The organism is Skermanella aerolata KACC 11604 (assembly GCF_000936425.1).
GTDB lineage: Bacteria > Pseudomonadota > Alphaproteobacteria > Azospirillales > Azospirillaceae > Skermanella > Skermanella aerolata.
The window spans coordinates 251,794-269,705 of sequence record NZ_AVFK01000007.1; the positions used below are offsets into that span (position 1 = coordinate 251,794).

Sequence of the window (17,912 nt, forward strand, 5' to 3'; positions counted from 1 at the left end):
GCAGTAAAGTGAAGAAGACCCTCACCGCCCTTGCGGCCGGACTAGCTCTTTTCGCCGTGACCGGCACCGCCCAGGCCCAGACCAAGATCCGCATCGCGACCGAAGGTGCCTATCTGCCGTGGAACGGCCAGGACGCGTCCGGCAAGCTGATCGGGTTCGAGATCGATCTGGCCGCCGAACTGTGCAAGCGCATGGGCGCCACCTGCGAAGTGATCGCCCAGGATTGGGACGGCATCATCCCCGGCCTCCAGTCGCGGAAATACGACGTCATCATGGCCGGCATGTCGATCACCGACGAGCGGAAGCAGGTGATTTCCTTCGCCGGCCCCTACGCGACTGAGCCGACTAGTTTCGCAGCCATGAAGGGCAGCCCGCTGCTCGGCCTGAACCTGCCGACCACCGCCGTCGACATGGCCACGATCACGCCGGACGAGCAGAAGCTGATCGACCAGACCGCAGCATCCGTCAAGGGCAAGACCGTCGGCGTCCAGGTTTCCACCATCCAGCAGAACATGGTCGAGCAGTTGATGCCCGGCGTCGAGGTGCGGACCTACGACAAGGTCGACAACCTCGGCCTCGACCTCGTGTCCGGACGCATCGACGCGCTGGTCGCCGACGGCTCGGCGATCAACGGCCTGATCGCGGCCAGCGATCAGAACAAGGACATCACCAAGTTCGGCCCGGCCTTCTCGCGAGGGCTTCTGGGCGAAGGCGTCGGCGCCGGCGTCCGCAAGGCCGACACCGAGCTTCAGGCCAAGTTGGACAAGGCGATCAAGGACGCCACCGCCGACGGCACGATGGGCAAGCTCTCCACCCAGTGGTTCGGCTACGACATCTCGATCAAATCAGGGTCGTAACCGTGAAGTCGCGCCGGTTCGGCCGCCGGTATCCGCCCCATGCTTGAGCTGCTCGCCTGGGGCGATACCGGCTGGGGCGACGAACTGGTGCGCGGTACGCTGATGACGCTGGCGGTGGCGCTCTGCTCCTTCGCGCTGGGGCAGGTCTTCGGCGGGCTGGGCGCCACCGCCAAGCTCAACGGCGGCATCGTCACCCGCGCCATCGCCGAGGTCTACACGACGGTCGTTCGCGGCGTGCCGGAACTGCTGGTGATCTACCTGCTGTTCTTCGGCAGCAGCAACGCCGTGATGGGGATCGCCTCCCTGTTCGGCTACACGGGCTATATCGAGGTCAACGCCTTCACGATCGGCGTGCTGTCCGTAGGATTGATCTCGGGCGCCTATTCGACCGAGGTCATCCGGGGCGCTATCCAGGCCGTGCCTTTCGGCCAGATCGAGGCCGGACGGGCGGTCGGCATGCGCAGGGGGCAGATCTTCTTCCGCATCCTGCTGCCCCAGACCCTGCGCTATGCCCTGCCCGGCCTTGGCAACGTCTGGCAGCTCACGCTGAAGGACACGGCGCTGATCTCGGTCACGGCGCTGGCTGAGCTGATGCGCTCCGCCCAGATCGCGGCCGGCGTCACGCGCAACCCGTTCCTGTTCTACGTGCTGGCGGCCGTCCTGTACCTGGTGCTGACTTCCCTCTCCACATACGCGTTCGACCGTGCCGAAAAGCACGCCAATCGCGGCGTCAGGCGGGCTTGAGACGATGAACCTGTCCATCATGTGGGATGCGGTGCCGAAGCTGCTGGCGGGCGTGCCTGTCACCCTTCAGCTGGTGTCGCTGGCGCTGCTGTTCGGCTTCGTACTGGCGGCGGTTATCGCGCTGATGCGGCTGTCCGGCAGCCGGATCGCCTCGAGCTTCGCAGCCACCTACGTCTTCGTCTTCCGGGGTACGCCGCTGCTGGTCCAGATCTTCCTGATCTACTACGGGCTCGGCCAGTTCCCGGAGGTCCGGTCCAGCATCTTCTGGGTTATCCTGCGCGAGCCCTACTGGTGCGGCATCCTGGCCCTCACGCTCAACACGGCGGCCTATAGCAGCGAAATGATCCGCGGCGGCATCCAGTCGGTGCCCCCGGGCCAGATCGAGGCGGCCCGCGCCTGCGGCTATTCGCGCTTCCTGGTGTTCCGTAGGATCGTCGCCCCCATCGCCATGAGGCAGGCCCTGCCCGCCTACGGCAACGAAGTGATCCTGATGGTGAAGGCCAGTTCGTTGGCCAGCACGATCACCTTGCTGGAGATCACCGGCATCGCACGCCGGATCATCTCCCAGACCTTCGCGGTGTTCGAGGTCTTCATCGTCGCCGGTGCGATCTATCTGGTGATCAACTTCCTGATCACCCGCCTGATCCGCTACGCGGAATGGCGTCTCACTCCCTATCTGCGGCGTCCCGCCTGAGCAGGCGCCGTCAGCCTTCCGCGTCCTCGTCGACCGAGGCATCGTCGGCGGCATCGCCCCGGTCGTGCTTGGAGGCGGTCACCGTCTCGCGATGCTTGACGCGGGAGTCGGTCAGAGCGTCGTTGATACCCATGAAGTCTTCCAGGTCGTGGTAGCTCAGCATCGTATCTCTCCATCTACGTCTCTGATCGGCGGAGTAATCCAAATGTTGCGCAGCAACAAGAAGATTCTTGCCTGAAATGACCGATGCGGCAATCGGTCAGCCATTCGTCACACTGTGCGCTCTTCCCGCACTGCACACAACAACACGAGACCGAACACCAGCAATAGGACTATGGTTGCCATCCCCGCCCGTTGACTCTCGAACGATTCCGTGGCCCACGCCAGCGCCAGGGGTCCCACGAACGAGACGGCCCGGCCGGATAAGGCGTATAGCCCGAACATCTCGGTCTCCATCGCGGGCGGCGACAGCTTCGCCATCATGGTCCGCCCCGCCGCTTGCGCCGGCCCGACGAAGATCCCCAGCCCCAGCGCCAATCCCCAGAAAGCCGCCTGCGACTCGGCGAACAGCAGCGGAATGCCGAACGCGATCAGCCCCACCAAGCAACCGAGTATCGTCCGCTTCGGCCCGATCCAGTCGTCGATCCAGGCGAAGCCGAAGGCGCCCGCCGCCGACGCCACGTTCAGCGCGATCGCGAACATGACGATCTGCTGGAACGACATGCCGAACGTCCCCGCCGCATAGATCCCGCCGAAGGCGAACAGCGTGTTCAGCCCGTCGCGGTAGAGCGCGCTGGCGATCAGCCAGCGGACGATGTTGCCGTAGCGCCGGATGTGCCGCAGCGTGTCCAGCAGCGACTTCAACCCCGCCCGCACCGCCTCCCCCAGCCCGATCCCTGTCGAAGGCTGGTCCGGCGTCACCAGGAACAGCGGCAAGGCGAAGACCGCGTACCACAGCGCCACCAGCAGGGCGGTGGCCCGGACATTGGCCTGATCCTCCGTCCCGATCAGGCCGAACAACGGATTCTCCGCCTGCACCAGCCCGAACAGCGAGAGCACCAGGCAGCCCAGGCCACCGATATACCCAAGCCCCCAGCCCCAACCGGAAACCCGCCCGGTGAATCCCGGCGGCGCCAGCGCGGGCAGCATCGCGTTGTAGAAGACGTTCGCCAGTTCGAACGCCACGTTGGTCAAGGCTATCAGCACTAGGCACGGCAGCACATAGGCCGGGTCCGGCCTGACGAACCACAGCAGCGCCGTCCCCGCCACGGTCAGCGCCGTGAACAGCGCCAGCCACGGCTTCCGCCGCCCGCTACGGTCCGCGATGGCGCCGAGCAAGGGGCTGAGCACCGCCACCGCGATGCCGGATACCGCCACCGCCCTGCCCCACTGCGCCGTGCCGACCACTTCCGATTCGGCGACGCCCCGGGTGAAATAGACGCTGAAGATGAAGGTACCGATGACCGTGTTGTAGGCCGACATGGCCCAGTCATAGAAGCACCAGGACAGGATTGCGCCACGCTTCTTCACTCAACTCCGCTCCCGTCCGCCCGAAGCGCCGGCTCAGCGCTTCATGATGGCGCCCAGGATACCCCGCGCGATCTGCCGGCCCAACTGCGTTCCAAGGCTGCGGAGCGCGCTGTTGACCATCGCCTCCCCCGGACTTTGGCGCGGCGCCGCCGCACGCGGCTGCTTCGGAGCGGGTGCCGGCTTCGGCGCTGGCGCGGGCCTGGAAGACGAACCGCCCGGCCTTGAATACCCCGAAGCCGAACCCGAACTGGATGCCTCCACCGCAGGCTTCGCCGCCCGGTCGCGCAGATGCTCGTAGGCCGACTGCCGGTCCACCGGACGGTCGTAGATCCCATTGACGGGACTGCCCGTCAGCAGCGCCGCCCGCTCCGACGCCGTGATCGGCCCCAGCCGGGACCCCGGAGGCGCCATCATGACGCGCTGGACCACGCCGGGGATGCCCTTGTCCTCCAGCAGCGACACCAGCGCCTCGCCGACCGCCAGTTCCTGGATCGCGGTCGCCGCGTTGAACTCCGGATTGGCGCGGAAGGTCTCCGCCGCCGCCCGTACCGCCCTCTGGTCGCGCGGCGTGAAGGCGCGGAGCGCGTGCTGGACCCGGTTACCCAACTGACCCAGGACCTCCTCCGGGATGTCCAGCGGGTTCTGGGTGATGAAATAGACGCCGACACCCTTGGACCGGATCAGCCGGACCACCTGCTCCACCTTGTCCACCAGCGCCTTCGGCGCATCGTCGAACAGCAGGTGAGCCTCGTCGAAGAAGAACACCAGCTTGGGCTTGGCAAGGTCGCCCGCCTCCGGCAGTTCCTCGAACAGCTCGGCCAGCATCCACAGCAGGAAGGTCGCGTAGAGCCGGGGCGAGCGCATCAGCTTGTCGGCGGCCAGCAGGCTGACGATGCCGCGCCCCTCCGGCGTCACCCGCATCAGGTCGGCCAGTTCCAGCGCCGGCTCCCCGAAGAACTTCTCCGCTCCCTGCTGTTCCAGCACCAGCAGCTGCCGCTGGATAGCGCCGACCGAAGCCTTGCTGACCGTGCCGTACCGCGTCCCCAGGTCGGAGGCGTTGTCGGCGACATAGGCCAGCATCGCCCGCAGGTCCTTGAGATCGAGCAGCAGCAGCCCTTCGTCGTCCGCTACCTTGAACGTCAGGTTCAGGACGCCTTCCTGGACGTCGTTCAGCTCCAGCAGCCGGGCCAGCAGCAACGGCCCCATCTCTGAGATCGTTGCCCGGATCGGGTGCCCCTGCTCGCCGAAGACATCCCAAGCCACCGTCGGGTTGGCCTCCATCGCGTGGTCGGCGATCCCCAGCAAGGCGGCCCGCTCGGCGATCTTCGGATTGGCCCCGCCCGCTTGGGCGATACCGGCAAGGTCGCCCTTCACATCGGCCAGGAAGACCGGCACGCCGGCCTTGGAAAACCCTTCCGCCAGCACCTGGAGCGAGACGGTCTTGCCGGTCCCCGTCGCCCCCGCGATCAGCCCGTGCCGGTTGGCGTATTTCAGCAGGAGCGCCTGTGCCTCTCCCCCACCCTTGCCCACGAAGATCGAATCACCCGCCGTCATGCAGCCGCTCCTTCAGTCCAGGTTTCGACGGAATTGAGAATGCCAGCAATCGTGGGGAATTCCATACCACCGTATCGAGTTATCGGCGAAACAGCACCCAGTTGACTCCCCCACCCCTGAAAATGCTATTTTTCCGCCGCCGCACGGGCATAACTCGCCCGGAGCGCCTATATGCATTGCACACTCAACGCGTCACGCGGATCGACACGCGCATCAGGGTTCAGCATTTGACCAAGAAGAAACTGTTCATCAAGACCTGGGGCTGTCAGATGAACGTCTATGACAGCGCCCGCATGGCCGATGTCCTGGCTTCCTTGGGCTATCAGCCGGTCGAGGCCCCAGACGGGGCCGATATGGTCATCCTGAACACCTGCCACATCCGCGAGAAGGCATCGGAGAAGGTCTTTTCCGAACTCGGCCGCCTGCGTATCGAGAAGAACCGTCAGTCCGCCGAGGAAGACGGCCGCCGCATGATCATCGCCGTCGCCGGCTGCGTAGCGCAAGCCGAGGGCGAGGAGATCATGGCCCGCGCGCCCTTCGTGGACATGGTATTCGGCCCGCAGACCTACCACCAGCTCCCCGAAATGGTCGCTAGAGCCAGCCGCGCCGCCGGCGAGCGGGTGCTCAACACCGACTTCCCGGTCGAGAGCAAGTTCGACTTCCTGCCGGGCGAGAGCGCCGCCACCGGCGTCTCGTCGTTCCTGTCGGTTCAGGAAGGCTGCGACAAGTTCTGCACCTTCTGTGTCGTGCCCTATACGCGCGGCGCCGAGTTCTCGCGCCCGGCGGCGCAGATCCTCGCCGAAGCCCGGCGCATGGTCATCGCCGGCGCCCGCGAGATCACGCTGCTCGGCCAGAACGTCAACGCCTACCATGGCGACGGCCCGGCTTCGGGCACCACCTGGGGCCTCGGCCGCCTGATCCGCGAGTTGGCGGAGATCGACGGCCTGCTCCGCATCCGCTACACCACGTCGCACCCGCGCGACATGGACGACGACCTGATCGCCGCCCACGGCGACGTGCCTGCCCTGATGCCCTTCGTCCATCTGCCGGTGCAGAGCGGTTCCGACCGCATCCTGGCGGCGATGAACCGCAAGCACACGGCCGATGACTATCGCCGCATCATCGACCGGATGCGAAAGGTTCGGCCCGACCTGGCGCTGTCGTCTGACTTCATCGTCGGCTTCCCCGGCGAGCGCGACGCCGATTTCGCGGAATCGCTGCGGCTGATCACCGATATCGGTTACGCCCAGGCCTATTCCTTCAAGTACAGCGCCCGTCCCGGCACTCCCGCCGCCGGCCTTGACGATACCCAGGTCCCGGAAGCCGTGAAGACCGAGCGGCTGGCCTCGTTGCAGCAATTGCTCAACGCCCAGCAGGTCGCCTTCAACGAGTCCTCGATCGGACGCACGATGCCGGTCCTGCTCGACCGCTCGGGCAAGCGCCCCGGCCAGCTCATGGGCCGCAGTCCTTATATGCAGTCGGTGCCGGTCGACGCACCGCAACGCCTTGCCGGAACGGTGGTTGATGTCCGTATCACCGCTGCCCACGCCAACAGCCTTGCCGGCGAACTGGTGCTGGCGGACGGCGTCACCGGCCTGACCGCCGAAACCAGGACCACGCCAGCCATGAACTTTTCCGAACCCCCAGCTTGTGAGGTAACTGCTTGACGGGGCTCCCCGACCGTCGCATCGACCTGTCCTTCGACGACAATCGGCTGTTGCCGCTGCTTTACGGCGAGCATGACAGCCATCTCGCCCGGATCGAAACCCAGCTCGGCGTCTCCCTGATCAGCCGCGGCAACACCCTGACGGTTTCCGGCCCTCCCGATGCCTCCGAAAGCGCCCGCGCGGCGCTGGACGCCCTGTGGGAACGGCTGAAGCGCGGCATGGTCGTGGGATCGGCCGAAGTTGACGCGGCACTCCGCATGGCGACCGGCGTCGGCGACGGAGCCGCCCGTGCGCTCGCCATGCAGGCCATCGCCCGGCCCGACTTCAACGTCAAGACCAAGCGCCGGTCGATCTCGCCGCGCAGCCCGACCCAAGCCGCCTATATCCAGGCGCTCCAGGAAAACGAGCTGGTGTTCGGCCTCGGTCCCGCCGGCACCGGCAAGACCTATCTGGCGGTGGCCCAGGCCGTTGTCGCACTGACCAGCGGTCAGGTCGACCGCATCGTCCTGTCGCGTCCCGCCGTGGAAGCCGGCGAACGGCTGGGCTTCCTGCCGGGCGACCTGCGCGAGAAGATCGATCCCTATCTGCGCCCGCTCTACGACGCTCTCTACGACATGCTGCCGGCCGAGCAGGTGGCGCGCCGGTTGGGCAATGGCGAGATCGAGATAGCACCGCTCGCCTTCATGCGTGGCCGCACGCTCGCCAACGCCTTCGTCATCCTGGACGAGGCGCAGAACACGACGCCGATGCAGATGAAGATGTTCCTGACCCGGCTGGGCGAGAACGGCCGCATGGCGGTGACCGGCGACACCAGCCAGATCGACCTGCCCAGCGGCACCCGATCCGGCCTGAAGGACGCGATCGAGATCCTCCAGGGCGTGCCCGGCGTCAGCTTCGTCCAGTTCGGCGACGCCGACGTGGTCCGCCACCCGCTGGTCGGACACATCGTCCGCGCCTATGACAAGCACGACGCGGCCCGGCAGGAAGCGGCCCGGCACGAGGTGGACCGCCAGGGCGGCCGGTCGGCCGATGGATACCGGCGATGACCGCATCGCCTGCCGAACGGCTCGATATCTCGTTCAGCCTGGAGTCCGGTGACTGGGAAACGGCGGCAGCCGACGTCGAACGACTGACCGACGCGGCTGCCAGGGCCGCTTTCGAGGCAGCCGAAAAGCCGGAGATCCTGGGTGGCGATACCCCGGTCGAGATGAGTCTTGTGCTGGCCGACGACGCCTTGGTCCAGACCCTGAACCGCGACTACCGCGACAAGGATAAGCCGACCAACGTACTTTCTTTCGCGTTATTGGACGATTTGGACGATACCGATGAGAGCACCGATGATGTCTTGGCGCGCGATGAGGGAATGCCTATACTGATAGGCGACGTGATCCTCGCGTTTGAAACCGTGCAGCGTGAAGCGCTGGAACAGGGAAAATCCTTCGAGGATCATCTGACGCATCTGGTAATTCATGGCGTTCTTCATCTACTAGGTTATGATCACCAATCCGACCCCGACGCCGACCGCATGGAAAGACTGGAAACCAGCATCCTCGCCCGCCTGGGCATCGCCGATCCCTATTCCGCCAACCCGGCCAGATCGGCCGCGGCTGAAGGGGAGACTGGCGCGGACGGCGCCACCACACTCCAACCCATATGACAATGACAGACATATCCGGCAGTAGATCGCCCCGTGAAGACGGGGCCGACGAGCAAAACTCCTTCACCGGTCAATTTCGCGGCTGGTTGAGGACGATCCTGGGGGGACGCGGCGATACGACGCTGCGCGACACCATCGAGGAGCTGATCGAGGAACGGCGCGAAGCCGAAGGATCGATCGCCGCCGACGAGCGCGTGCTCCTCGCCAATATCCTGAAGCTGCACGACCGCACCGTGGTGGACGCCATGGTGCCGCGTGCCGATATCGTGGCGGTCGATATCGACACCACGCTCCCGGCGCTGATCGAGCGCATGTCGGAGGAAGCCCATTCCCGCATGCCTGTCTACCGGGAGACGCTCGACGACGTCGTCGGCATGATCCACATAAAGGACGTGCTGAGCTGCATCGCGAAGCAGAAGCCGTTCCAGATGAGCGATATCGTCCGCGACGTCGTGATTGTGGCGCCCAGCATGCCCGTACTCGACCTGCTGCTTCAGATGCGCCAGTCCCGCCAGCACATGGCGCTGGTCGTGGACGAGTTCGGCGGCATCGACGGTCTGGTGACGATCGAGGACCTGGTCGAGGAAATCGTCGGCGAGATCGAGGACGAGCACGACGAGGAGGAAGCTCCCATGCTCGTGACCCGGCCCGACGGAACCCTGCTGGCCGACGCCCGCCTGCCGATCGACGAGTTTCTGAGCGAAGTCGGCCCCGTCCTCAACGATGAGGAACAGGAAGACTTCGATACCCTGGGCGGTCTGGTGTTCAGCCTTGCCGGCCGCGTGCCGAGCCGGGGAGAGTTGCTGAAGCATTATTCCGGCATGGAGTTCGAGGTGATCGACGCCGATCCCAGGCGGATCAAGCGCCTGCGCGTCCGCAACCTACCGGAAGCGGCAGCGGCGGCCCATGCCTGATCCCATACTCTCCGAACTCACTCATTATGACTGAAACACCACATGCCTGACGCGACCCTGCGCCCGGCGGGCGCAGGCGGCATCGCGGCCGGGCGCCCCGGACATCGTTTAGCATCCCGGCTGGCAACGCTGACCGGATGGCGCCGCTATGCAGCCGCTGCGGCTTTCGGCGGTCTCGCTACCTTCGCATTGCCGCCGGCCGGTGCCGTTCCGGTACTGCTGCTGGCTTTTCCGGGATTGCTCTGGCTGCTCGAGGGGACGGCCACCAGGCGAGCCGCCTTCTTCACCGGCTGGTGGTTCGGCTTCGGGCATTTCGTCCTCGGGCTCTACTGGATCTCCTTCGCGCTGCTGACCGACGTGGCGAAGTTCTGGTGGATGATGCCGTTCGCCATAGCCGGCCTTCCAGCCCTGCTCGCGATCTTCATCGGGCTGGCGACGCTTGTCCTGCATATCGTCTGCGGCCGCCTGAAATTGTCGGGCCTTGCGCGCATCCTGGCCTTCGCCATTGTCTGGACGGTGTTCGAGTACCTGCGCGGCCACGTCTTCACCGGATTCCCTTGGAACCTGATCGGCTATTCCTGGACCGGCTTCCTCCCCGTGCTTCAAAGCGTCGCGGTGATCGGCATCTATGGGCTGGGATTGCTGACCGTGGCGGTGGCGGCGCTGCCGGCGCTTCTCCCCGATCCATCCGAGTCGGTCATGCGGGCGCGTGCGAGCGTCGCCGTCGGCCTTGTTCTCCTGGGCGCAATGGGTCTTGCGGGCTGGGTCCGATTGTCGCAGGCCGACTCCGCCACCGTTCCGGGTGTCAGGCTTCGGGTGGTCCAGCCGGCCATCCCGCAGACGCTGAAATGGGTGCCGTCTGAAAAGGCGCGCAACTTCGAGCGGCTGCTGGAATTGACGGCGGAACCGGCCGCTGCCGGAACCGCCCCGGTCACCCATGTCGTCTGGCCGGAAACGGCGGTGCCGTTCTTCGTGGAGCGGGACGGTGGCGCACGTCAGGCGATGGCATCGGTCACCCCGCCCGGCGGCAGCATCATCACCGGCGCCCCTCGGATCCGAGTGGAAGAGGACGGTGAAAACCGGTTCTGGAACAGCCTGCACGCGGTCGATGGCAGCGGCGCCGTCGTCGCCAGCTTCGACAAGTTCCATCTGGTGCCGTTCGGCGAGTACATGCCGCTTCGCGGCATCCTGCCGGTCGGCGGGATCGCGGCCGGCGCTACCGATTTTTCGTCCGGACCCGGACCGGCAACCCTCGACGTGCCGGGACTGCCGCCGTTCAGCCCGCTGATCTGCTACGAAGTGATCTTTCCGGGAGCGGTCAAGGACTTCCACAACCGACCCGACTGGCTGCTCAACGTGACGAACGACGCCTGGTACGGGAAAACAGCCGGACCCCATCAGCACTTCGAGATCGCGCGCGTGCGTGCGGTTGAAGAAGGACTACCCTTGGTACGCGCCGCCAATACAGGCATTTCGGGAATTTTCGACGGTTACGGTCGCGTTACGGCATATCTCGGCCTGGGCGAACGCGGCGTGGTGGATGCAGATCTACCCGTTATGCTTCCGATTACGCCTTACGGACGGTTCGGTGACATTATCTTGGTATTACTCCTCATGAGTTTCTCGCTGGTCACAACCATCGCTCGACAAACCCGCTAAATATCGCACATATTTTTGTATGCACGTGCACAAGAATGCGGTAATACGTACTATTGAATGCATACACGTGCATAGCTAATTAGAACCTAAACATTCAACAGGGGTTTGAGCGCATGCAACCACAGACACGAGGCCGGCGTGGAACCGGCGGGCGCCCGAAGACCGGCAAGCCGAATCCCATCGACGTACACGTCGGTTCACGGGTAAGGCTGCGGCGTACTCTCCTCGGTATGAGCCAGGAAAAACTGGGCGAGGCGATCGGCCTGACGTTCCAGCAGGTACAGAAATACGAGCGTGGCGCGAACCGTATCGGTGCCAGTCGCCTGTTCGACCTGAGCCGGGTGCTCGATGTGCCCGTTTCCTTCTTCTTCGACGACATGCCGGCCGATCCCGACAGCATTCCGACATCCGAAGGTTCCGCCGGCGGTTTCGGCGAAGAGAAGTCCAGCTCCTTCGAACCGGACCCGATGGCCAAGCGCGAGACGCTGGAACTGGTCCGCGCCTACTACCGGATCACCGATCCGCAGGTACGCAAGCGGCTGTTCGAGCTGACCAAGTCGGTCGCGAACGCGGCCAATGCCGAAGGCGATTGAATGGACCGGCCGCTGGCCGGACCCGTTCGAGAACGTGGTCCCGGCCGGCTCGTCCGGTAACCGAAAGCATCTAATTTCGGATTGATAGGTACCTTATCAAACTTCGATAATAGCCCTGCAAGTTAGCCGCGCGGGGTAATCAGGCGGCATGCTCCCAATCGAAGTCGCTTGACCACAGGTACGCGGATTGCGAAAAGAGAAAGAGGCGGGTCAATCTTTCGTGAGACCTGCATATCTTCGTATTTTGTCAAAACCCGCAACGTGCCGAGGCTACCTGTGGCTCTACGCAACTACGTCTTCACCAGCGAATCGGTTTCCGAGGGCCATCCAGACAAGGTCTGCGACCGCGTTTCCGACGCTATCGTCGATCTTTATCTCGGCCATGACCCTTATGCCCGCGTTGCTGTCGAAACGCTGGCGACGACCAACCAGCTCGTGCTGGCGGGTGAGGTCCGTGGTCCCGAGACGATCACCCATGAGCTGATCGAAGCCGCAGCGCGTCAGGCGGTGAAGGACATCGGCTACGAGCAGGAAGGCTTTCACTGGGAGAAGGCCGACGTCAAGATCCTGATCCACGCGCAGTCCGCCGACATCGCCGTCGGCGTCGACGCCGCCGGCAACAAGGACGAAGGCGCCGGCGACCAGGGCATCATGTTCGGCTACGCCTGCCGCGAGACCGACGCGCTGATGCCGGCGCCGATCCACTTCTCGCACGGCATCGCCAAGAGCCTGGCGGAAGCGCGCCATTCCGGCGCCGCTCCGCTGCTCGGCCCCGACGCCAAGACGCAGGTCAGCCTTCAGTACGAGAACGGCAAGCCGGTCCGCGCCACCTCCATCGTGGTGTCGACCCAGCATGACGCCTCGATCGACACCGATAAGGTGCGCGAGATCGTCCTGCCCCATATTGTCAACGTGCTGCCGCAGGGCTGGCTGCCGGAGGCGGAGTTCATCTACGTCAACCCGACCGGCCGTTTCGTGATCGGCGGTCCCGATGGCGACGCCGGCCTGACCGGACGCAAGATCATCGTCGACACCTACGGCGGTGCGGCACCCCACGGCGGCGGCGCCTTCTCCGGCAAGGACCCGACCAAGGTCGACCGCTCGGCCGCCTATGCCGCCCGGTATCTCGCCAAGAACGTGGTCGCCGCCGAACTGGCGGAGCGCTGCACCATCCAGCTGGCCTATGCCATCGGCGTCTCCCGCCCGTTGGCCGTCTACATCGACACCTACGACACCGGCAAGGTGGACGAGGAGCGCCTGTCCAAGGTCCTCCAGGAACTGGTCAACCTGAGCCCGCGTGGCATCCGCGAGCATCTCGGTCTCAACAAGCCGATCTATGCCCGCACCTCCGCCTATGGCCATTTCGGCCGCGCGCCGGAAGCTGACGGCGGTTTCTCGTGGGAGAGGACGGATCTGGTCACGGATCTGCGGTCCGCCTTTGCCTGATCGTCCTCCTGGTCCGCGCAAGGATGCGCCGACCGATCTGCCGGAAAAAGTCTACGGCCGCCGACGCGGCCGTAGACTTCGCGTTTATAAGACCGACCTGCTGGAGACCCTGCTGCCCCGGCTGGCGATCGAGCCGCCGGACAAGGGCGCGCACCTGGACCCTGCCGGTCTGTTCGAACAGCCGATGCGCGACCTGTGGGTCGAGATCGGCTTCGGCAGCGGCGAGCATCTGGCGGCGCACGCGGCAGCCAATCCCGATATCGGCATGATCGGCTGCGAACCGTTCCTGAACGGCGTGGCCAACCTGCTGGAACACATCGATACCGGCGGTCAGCGCAACATCCGCATCCTGGCCGAAGACGCCCGCCCGCTGCTCGACGCTCTGCCCGAGGCCTCAGTCGGCAGGGCTTTCGTGCTGTTTCCCGACCCCTGGCCGAAACCCCGCCACCACAAGCGGCGCTTCATCGGCCCGGAAAATCTGGCGCGGCTCTCCCGCGTTCTCAAGGACGGCGCGGAACTGCGGATGGCCAGCGATGTCATGGGCGTCGCCATGTGGATGCTGGAGCATACCTGGCTTCATCCCGACTTCGAGTGGCTGGCCCGCACGCCGGAAGACTGGCGTAGCCGTCCAGACGATTGGCCGCAGTCGCGCTACGAGCAGAAAGGCGTGGAAGCAGGGCGCAACCCCGTGTTTCTGCGCTTCAGGCGTAAGGCCCGCATTCCAGGGTAAGGCGCGTCCCGGTACTCCTCTCCCCTGCCGTTCCCGCCGGAATGCAGGCGGAGGGGAAGACCCGTCCACGGGACACGTCTGGCAATAGATTGTGGAAAATCCTTGCGACGTGCCGCAACTTCGCTATATTCCCTTCCGTGATCCCATACGATCCGGCGGTCCCGCCAAAACGGGCCATGCCGGCTCGCATCCGGGTGGGCCACTGGCCCACTTTTTTTATTTCGCTCTTCTCGTTTTCCGCACCGGGTTTCCGAAACCCGGGGCGTTGTTTCAAGTCAGGTGGTATGGACGCAACCGATCGGATACAAAAGATCATCGCCCCCTCGGTCGAAGCCATGGGCTACGAGATCGTGCGGGTGCAGGTGTCGGGCACGCAAAAGCCCACCTTGCAGGTGATGGCCGAGCGGAAGGACGATGCCGCGATGACGGTGGAGGATTGCGCAGACATCAGCCGTGCCGTTTCGGCCCTGCTGGATGTCGAAGACCCGATCTCTTCCGCCTACACGCTGGAAATCAGCTCGCCGGGGATCGACCGGCCGTTGACCCGGCTGAAGGATTTCGAACGGTTCGCCGGCTTCGAGGCGCGCATCGAGACGCGCTTCCCGCTCGACGGCCGCAAAAGGTTTCGCGGTATCCTGAAGGGTGTCGAAAACGGGGCGGTGCGGATCGATACCGACACCGGTCCGGCTTCCGTCCCCTTCGATGCCGTGCAGCGTGCCAAGCTGCTCCTGACCGACGAGCTGATCGCCGCTACGGCAGCGCAGCAGTAGCCGGCTTTTCGCCTCACGTCTCGATGTCTAGAACCTAAACGAACGCCAGGGACTTCTGGAATGGAACTGCTACAAGTAGCCGATGCGGTCGCCCGCGAAAAGAACATCGACCGGGACGAAGTCCTGGAAGCGATGGAGCAGGCGATTCAGAAGGCTGGCCGCTCCAAGTACGGGCACGAGCACGACATCCGGGCGCGCATCGACCGCAAGACCGGCGACATCCACCTGATGCGCTATCTTGAAGTGGTCGAAACCGTCGAGAACGAGGTGACCCAGCTCACCCTGCGCGAAGCGCAGCGGATGAAGAAGGACGCGGCCCTGGGCGAGTTCCTGACGGACGAACTGCCGCCGATCGATTTCGGCCGGATCGCCGCCCAGACCGCCAAGCAGGTCATCGTCCAGAAGGTCCGCGAAGCCGAGCGGCAGCGCCAGTTCAAGGAATACAAGGACCGCATCGGCGAAGTCGTCAACGGTCTGGTCAAGCGCGTGGAATACGGCAACGTCACGGTCGATCTGGGCCGCGCCGAAGCGATCCTGCGCCGCGACGAGCTTCTGCCGCGCGAGCACTTCAAGAACGGCGACCGCGTACGGGCGTACATCTACGACGTACGGGCGGAAGCCCGGGGTCCGCAGATCTTCCTGTCGCGCACCCATCCCACCTTCATGGCGAAGCTGTTCTCCCAGGAAGTGCCCGAGATCTACGACGGCATCATCGAGATCAAGTCGGTCGCCCGCGACCCCGGCTCCCGCGCGAAGATCGCGGTGCTGAGCCACGACAGCTCGATCGATCCGGTCGGCGCCTGCGTCGGCATGCGCGGCAGCCGCGTCCAGGCCGTCGTCGGCGAGCTTCAGGGTGAAAAAATCGACATCATTCCGTGGTCCCAGGACCCGGCGACTTTCGTGGTGAATGCCCTGGCTCCGGCCGAGGTCGCTAAGGTCGTGATGGACGAAGAGAGCAAGCGCATTGAAGTCGTGGTTCCCGATGACCAATTGAGTCTGGCGATCGGCCGCCGCGGTCAGAACGTCCGGCTCGCCAGCCAGCTTACCGGCTGGGACATCGACATCATGACTGAGAACGAAGAGTCCGAGCGCCGGTCCGAGGAATTCAAGACCCGCTCGCAGCTCTTCATCGACGCTCTCGACGTCGACGACGTGATCGCCCACCTGCTGGTTGCCGAAGGTTTCTCCTCGGTCGAGGAAATTGCCTTCGCCGAGATCCATGAACTGGCCGAGATCGAAGGCTTCGACGAAGACGTCGCCGAAGAGCTTCGCGACCGCGCCCGGCTGTTCCTGGATCAGCAGAACAGCGAACTAACGGAACGCCGCCAGGCTCTGGGGGTCTCGGAAGAGATCGCCGGGATCGAGGGTTTCTCCCCGGTCATGCTGGTCAAGCTGGGTGAGAACGGCGTCAAGACGCTGGACGACCTTGCCGACTTGGCCGGCGACGAGCTTCGCGAGATCCTCGGCAAGGACGCGATGAGCCTCGACGAGGCCAACGAAATTATCATGGCTGCCCGTGCCCACTGGTTCACCGAGGAAGGCGCCACCGAAAGCGCCGATACCGGACAGGACAAGTAAGCGTCACCGGACGGACCATATTAGACACCAACCGAGACACACCTCGGCCCGAACGACTTAGCCTCCAACCAAGGATCGACCCAGCAAGGGATGATATCGCTGAACACCCATATACCTCCGCCTCCGGAACCATTCGCCTTCCAGCAGGACCCCGATCCCGGTACCACCGGTCTCGAGGCCCTGGAGGAAGAGGCGATCGGCGGCCGCCGCAGCCCCCTCAGGCGCTGCATCGTCACCGGAACGGTCCAGGACCGTTCCGGCATGATCCGTTACGCCATTTCGCCGGAAGGCTTCGTGGTGCCGGATCTGGAAGGCGACTTGCCGGGTCGGGGGCTTTGGGTTACCGCGGATCGGAACGTCCTGATCAAGGCGTTCAAGAAGAGCGCCTTCGGCAGAGCGGCCCGCCGCTCCGTCAGGGTCGATCGGAACCTCCCCGATCTGGTGGAAGCGCTTCTGAAGCGCCGCTGCCTGGACACGATCGGTCTGGCGCGACGCGCCGGTATCGCAGTGGCCGGGTTCGAAAAGGTCCGCGAGGCTTTGAAGCACGGCAAGGCGGGCGTCCTGCTCGCGGCATCCGACGGTGCCGACGATGGACGCGCGAAGGTCAGGGCTCTGGCGGGCGAAGCTCCGGTGATCGACCTGTTCGACACCGGGGACTTGGGACACGCCTTCGGTCGCGACCATGCGGTGCATGCGATGCTGGCGCCGGGCCGGTTGGCCAAGCGCTTTCTGGAGGATTGCCGGCGGTATGCGGGTCTTCGCCAGAGTATCTCGGGTGATGGAAATTGCGGTCCGGCATCGGCCGGCCGGGCAACAGATTTAACGACGAGCTAGTCGGACACAGATGACTGACAGTAACGACCAGGACCGCAAGAAAGTTCTGAGCCTCTCCGGTAAGGGTAAGCTCGAACTGAAGAACAAACCCGCTGCCGACAGTTCCGTCCGGCAAAGCTTTTCCCATGGCCGGTCGAAGACCGTGACCGTCGAGGTCAAGCGCAAGCGGACCATCGAGAAGGGTGCAGCACCCGGTGTCGCCGACGGCGGCGCCGCCGCGCGCCGTGCCGCCGAAGGCCTGCCTTCGAAGGGGTCGGGCGGCGGACGCGGCCAGCGCGGGCAGCCCGCGGTGCGCCAGCTCACCAAGGAAGAGCGCGAATCGCGTCTCAAGGCGCTCCAGGACGCGATCCGTTCCGACGAGGAACGGCGCCAGATGGAAGCCGAGCTGGCCAGCGCCGTCGTGATCGAGGAAGAGCCGCCGGTCATCGAGGACGCGGAAGCTCCCGAGCCGGAACTCACCGCCGAGGCGCTGCGCCAGCGCGAAGTGGAAGAGCTGAAGCGCATCCAGGACGAAGAGCGCGCCATCGCCGAAGAGGCGGAGCGCAAGCGTCAGGAAGAGGAAGCCAAGCGCAAGGAAGCCGAGGCCGCAAGGCGTCCGGCGGCACCGGCGGGCCGTGGCCCGGCACGGGCCGACGGCGATGCCCCGGCCTCCCGGTCCGGCGACGACGACCGCCGCCGGGGTCCC

At 65.1% G+C, this 17,912-nt stretch carries 18 protein-coding genes; 15 read left to right on the top strand and 3 right to left on the bottom strand.

Annotation, left to right across the window (positions count from 1 at the left end):
- Positions 1–8: 8 nt before the first annotated feature.
- From N826_RS11920 to N826_RS11930, 3 genes are read left to right on the top strand one after another with little or no spacing between them, the layout of a single operon-like run.
- Positions 9–857, top strand: a complete 849-nt coding sequence (locus tag N826_RS11920; protein WP_044428910.1) for a transporter substrate-binding domain-containing protein — start codon at positions 9–11, stop codon at positions 855–857.
- 39 nt (positions 858–896) lie between these two features.
- Entirely contained in the window at positions 897–1,601 is a 705-nt protein-coding gene (locus N826_RS11925) for an ABC transporter permease (protein ID WP_044428912.1), read from the top strand.
- A gap of 4 nt (positions 1,602–1,605) precedes the next feature.
- Complete coding sequence (locus N826_RS11930) at positions 1,606–2,295, top strand: ABC transporter permease (RefSeq protein WP_044428914.1); 690 nt, start codon at positions 1,606–1,608, stop codon at positions 2,293–2,295.
- 10 nt (positions 2,296–2,305) lie between these two features.
- Here the strand turns inward: N826_RS11930 and N826_RS42995 are convergent, their stop codons facing one another.
- The 3 genes from N826_RS42995 to N826_RS11940 form a co-directional block, all read right to left on the bottom strand.
- Positions 2,306–2,458 carry a hypothetical protein gene (locus N826_RS42995; RefSeq protein ID WP_157599338.1) on the bottom strand — a complete coding sequence of 51 codons (153 nt, stop codon included), beginning with the start codon at positions 2,456–2,458 and terminating at the stop codon, positions 2,306–2,308.
- A 107-nt stretch (positions 2,459–2,565) separates the two neighbouring features.
- Positions 2,566–3,825: an MFS transporter gene (locus tag N826_RS11935; protein WP_044428920.1), complete on the bottom strand. Its 1,260-nt coding sequence runs from the start codon at positions 3,823–3,825 to the stop codon at positions 2,566–2,568.
- A gap of 33 nt (positions 3,826–3,858) precedes the next feature.
- Complete coding sequence (locus N826_RS11940) at positions 3,859–5,379, bottom strand: helicase HerA-like domain-containing protein (protein ID WP_044428922.1); 1,521 nt, start codon at positions 5,377–5,379, stop codon at positions 3,859–3,861.
- Positions 5,380–5,648: 269 nt separating this feature from the next.
- On the opposite strand from N826_RS11940, the gene miaB reads away from it, so the two are divergent.
- The 12 genes from miaB to N826_RS12000 all read left to right on the top strand — a co-directional run.
- Positions 5,649–7,046, top strand: coding sequence for a tRNA (N6-isopentenyl adenosine(37)-C2)-methylthiotransferase MiaB (miaB, locus tag N826_RS11945; protein ID WP_044429064.1), 1,398 nt, complete (start codon positions 5,649–5,651; stop codon positions 7,044–7,046).
- Positions 7,043–8,092, top strand: a complete 1,050-nt coding sequence (locus N826_RS11950; protein ID WP_044428923.1) for a PhoH family protein — start codon at positions 7,043–7,045, stop codon at positions 8,090–8,092. The genes miaB and N826_RS11950 overlap by 4 nt, the downstream gene beginning before the upstream one ends.
- A complete protein-coding gene (gene ybeY, locus N826_RS11955; RefSeq protein ID WP_044428924.1) occupies positions 8,089–8,703 on the top strand; it encodes an rRNA maturation RNase YbeY in 615 nt (204 codons plus the stop codon). Before N826_RS11950 ends, ybeY begins: the two co-directional genes overlap by 4 nt.
- Positions 8,704–8,705: 2 nt before the next feature.
- Positions 8,706–9,617, top strand: coding sequence for a hemolysin family protein (locus tag N826_RS11960; RefSeq protein ID WP_044429065.1), 912 nt, complete (start codon positions 8,706–8,708; stop codon positions 9,615–9,617).
- A 42-nt stretch (positions 9,618–9,659) separates the two neighbouring features.
- A complete protein-coding gene (gene lnt / locus N826_RS11965; protein WP_084720677.1) occupies positions 9,660–11,276 on the top strand; it encodes an apolipoprotein N-acyltransferase in 1,617 nt (538 codons plus the stop codon).
- A gap of 113 nt (positions 11,277–11,389) precedes the next feature.
- Positions 11,390–11,869 carry a helix-turn-helix domain-containing protein gene (locus N826_RS11970; protein WP_044428927.1) on the top strand — a complete coding sequence of 160 codons (480 nt, stop codon included), beginning with the start codon at positions 11,390–11,392 and terminating at the stop codon, positions 11,867–11,869.
- 276 nt (positions 11,870–12,145) lie between these two features.
- A complete protein-coding gene (metK, locus tag N826_RS11975; protein WP_044428929.1) occupies positions 12,146–13,315 on the top strand; it encodes a methionine adenosyltransferase in 1,170 nt (389 codons plus the stop codon).
- Positions 13,308–14,045, top strand: a complete 738-nt coding sequence (gene trmB, locus N826_RS11980) for a tRNA (guanosine(46)-N7)-methyltransferase TrmB (RefSeq protein ID WP_244619482.1) — start codon at positions 13,308–13,310, stop codon at positions 14,043–14,045. The genes metK and trmB overlap by 8 nt, the downstream gene beginning before the upstream one ends.
- 284 nt (positions 14,046–14,329) lie before the next feature.
- On the top strand, positions 14,330–14,815 hold the full coding sequence (gene rimP, locus N826_RS11985; protein WP_044428931.1) for a ribosome maturation factor RimP: 486 nt from the start codon (positions 14,330–14,332) through the stop codon (positions 14,813–14,815).
- Positions 14,816–14,875: 60 nt separating this feature from the next.
- Entirely contained in the window at positions 14,876–16,393 is a 1,518-nt protein-coding gene (gene nusA / locus N826_RS11990; RefSeq protein ID WP_044428932.1) for a transcription termination factor NusA, read from the top strand.
- 90 nt (positions 16,394–16,483) lie between these two features.
- Entirely contained in the window at positions 16,484–17,227 is a 744-nt protein-coding gene (locus N826_RS11995; protein ID WP_084720679.1) for an RNA-binding protein, read from the top strand.
- Positions 17,228–17,237: 10 nt separating this feature from the next.
- A partial coding sequence (locus N826_RS12000) for an IF-2-associated domain-containing protein (RefSeq protein WP_044428933.1) occupies positions 17,238–17,912 on the top strand: 675 nt, incomplete at its 3' end.

What these genes read in the sequence shown, in the direction of transcription:
- N826_RS11925 (WP_044428912.1), top strand. Translation starts at nt 897, where the DNA reads ATGCTTGAGCTGCTCGCCTGGGGCGATACCGGCTGGGGCGACGAACTG.
- N826_RS11930 (WP_044428914.1), top strand. Translation starts at nt 1,606, where the DNA reads ATGAACCTGTCCATCATGTGGGATGCGGTGCCGAAGCTGCTGGCGGGC.
- N826_RS42995 (WP_157599338.1), bottom strand. Translation starts at nt 2,458, where the DNA reads ATGCTGAGCTACCACGACCTGGAAGACTTCATGGGTATCAACGACGCT.
- N826_RS11940 (WP_044428922.1), bottom strand. Translation starts at nt 5,379, where the DNA reads ATGACGGCGGGTGATTCGATCTTCGTGGGCAAGGGTGGGGGAGAGGCA.
- miaB (WP_044429064.1), top strand. Translation starts at nt 5,649, where the DNA reads ATGAACGTCTATGACAGCGCCCGCATGGCCGATGTCCTGGCTTCCTTG.
- ybeY (WP_044428924.1), top strand. Translation starts at nt 8,089, where the DNA reads ATGACCGCATCGCCTGCCGAACGGCTCGATATCTCGTTCAGCCTGGAG.
- N826_RS11960 (WP_044429065.1), top strand. Translation starts at nt 8,706, where the DNA reads ATGACAGACATATCCGGCAGTAGATCGCCCCGTGAAGACGGGGCCGAC.
- lnt (WP_084720677.1), top strand. Translation starts at nt 9,660, where the DNA reads ATGCCTGACGCGACCCTGCGCCCGGCGGGCGCAGGCGGCATCGCGGCC.
- N826_RS11970 (WP_044428927.1), top strand. Translation starts at nt 11,390, where the DNA reads ATGCAACCACAGACACGAGGCCGGCGTGGAACCGGCGGGCGCCCGAAG.
- rimP (WP_044428931.1), top strand. Translation starts at nt 14,330, where the DNA reads ATGGACGCAACCGATCGGATACAAAAGATCATCGCCCCCTCGGTCGAA.
- nusA (WP_044428932.1), top strand. Translation starts at nt 14,876, where the DNA reads ATGGAACTGCTACAAGTAGCCGATGCGGTCGCCCGCGAAAAGAACATC.
- N826_RS11995 (WP_084720679.1), top strand. Translation starts at nt 16,484, where the DNA reads ATGATATCGCTGAACACCCATATACCTCCGCCTCCGGAACCATTCGCC.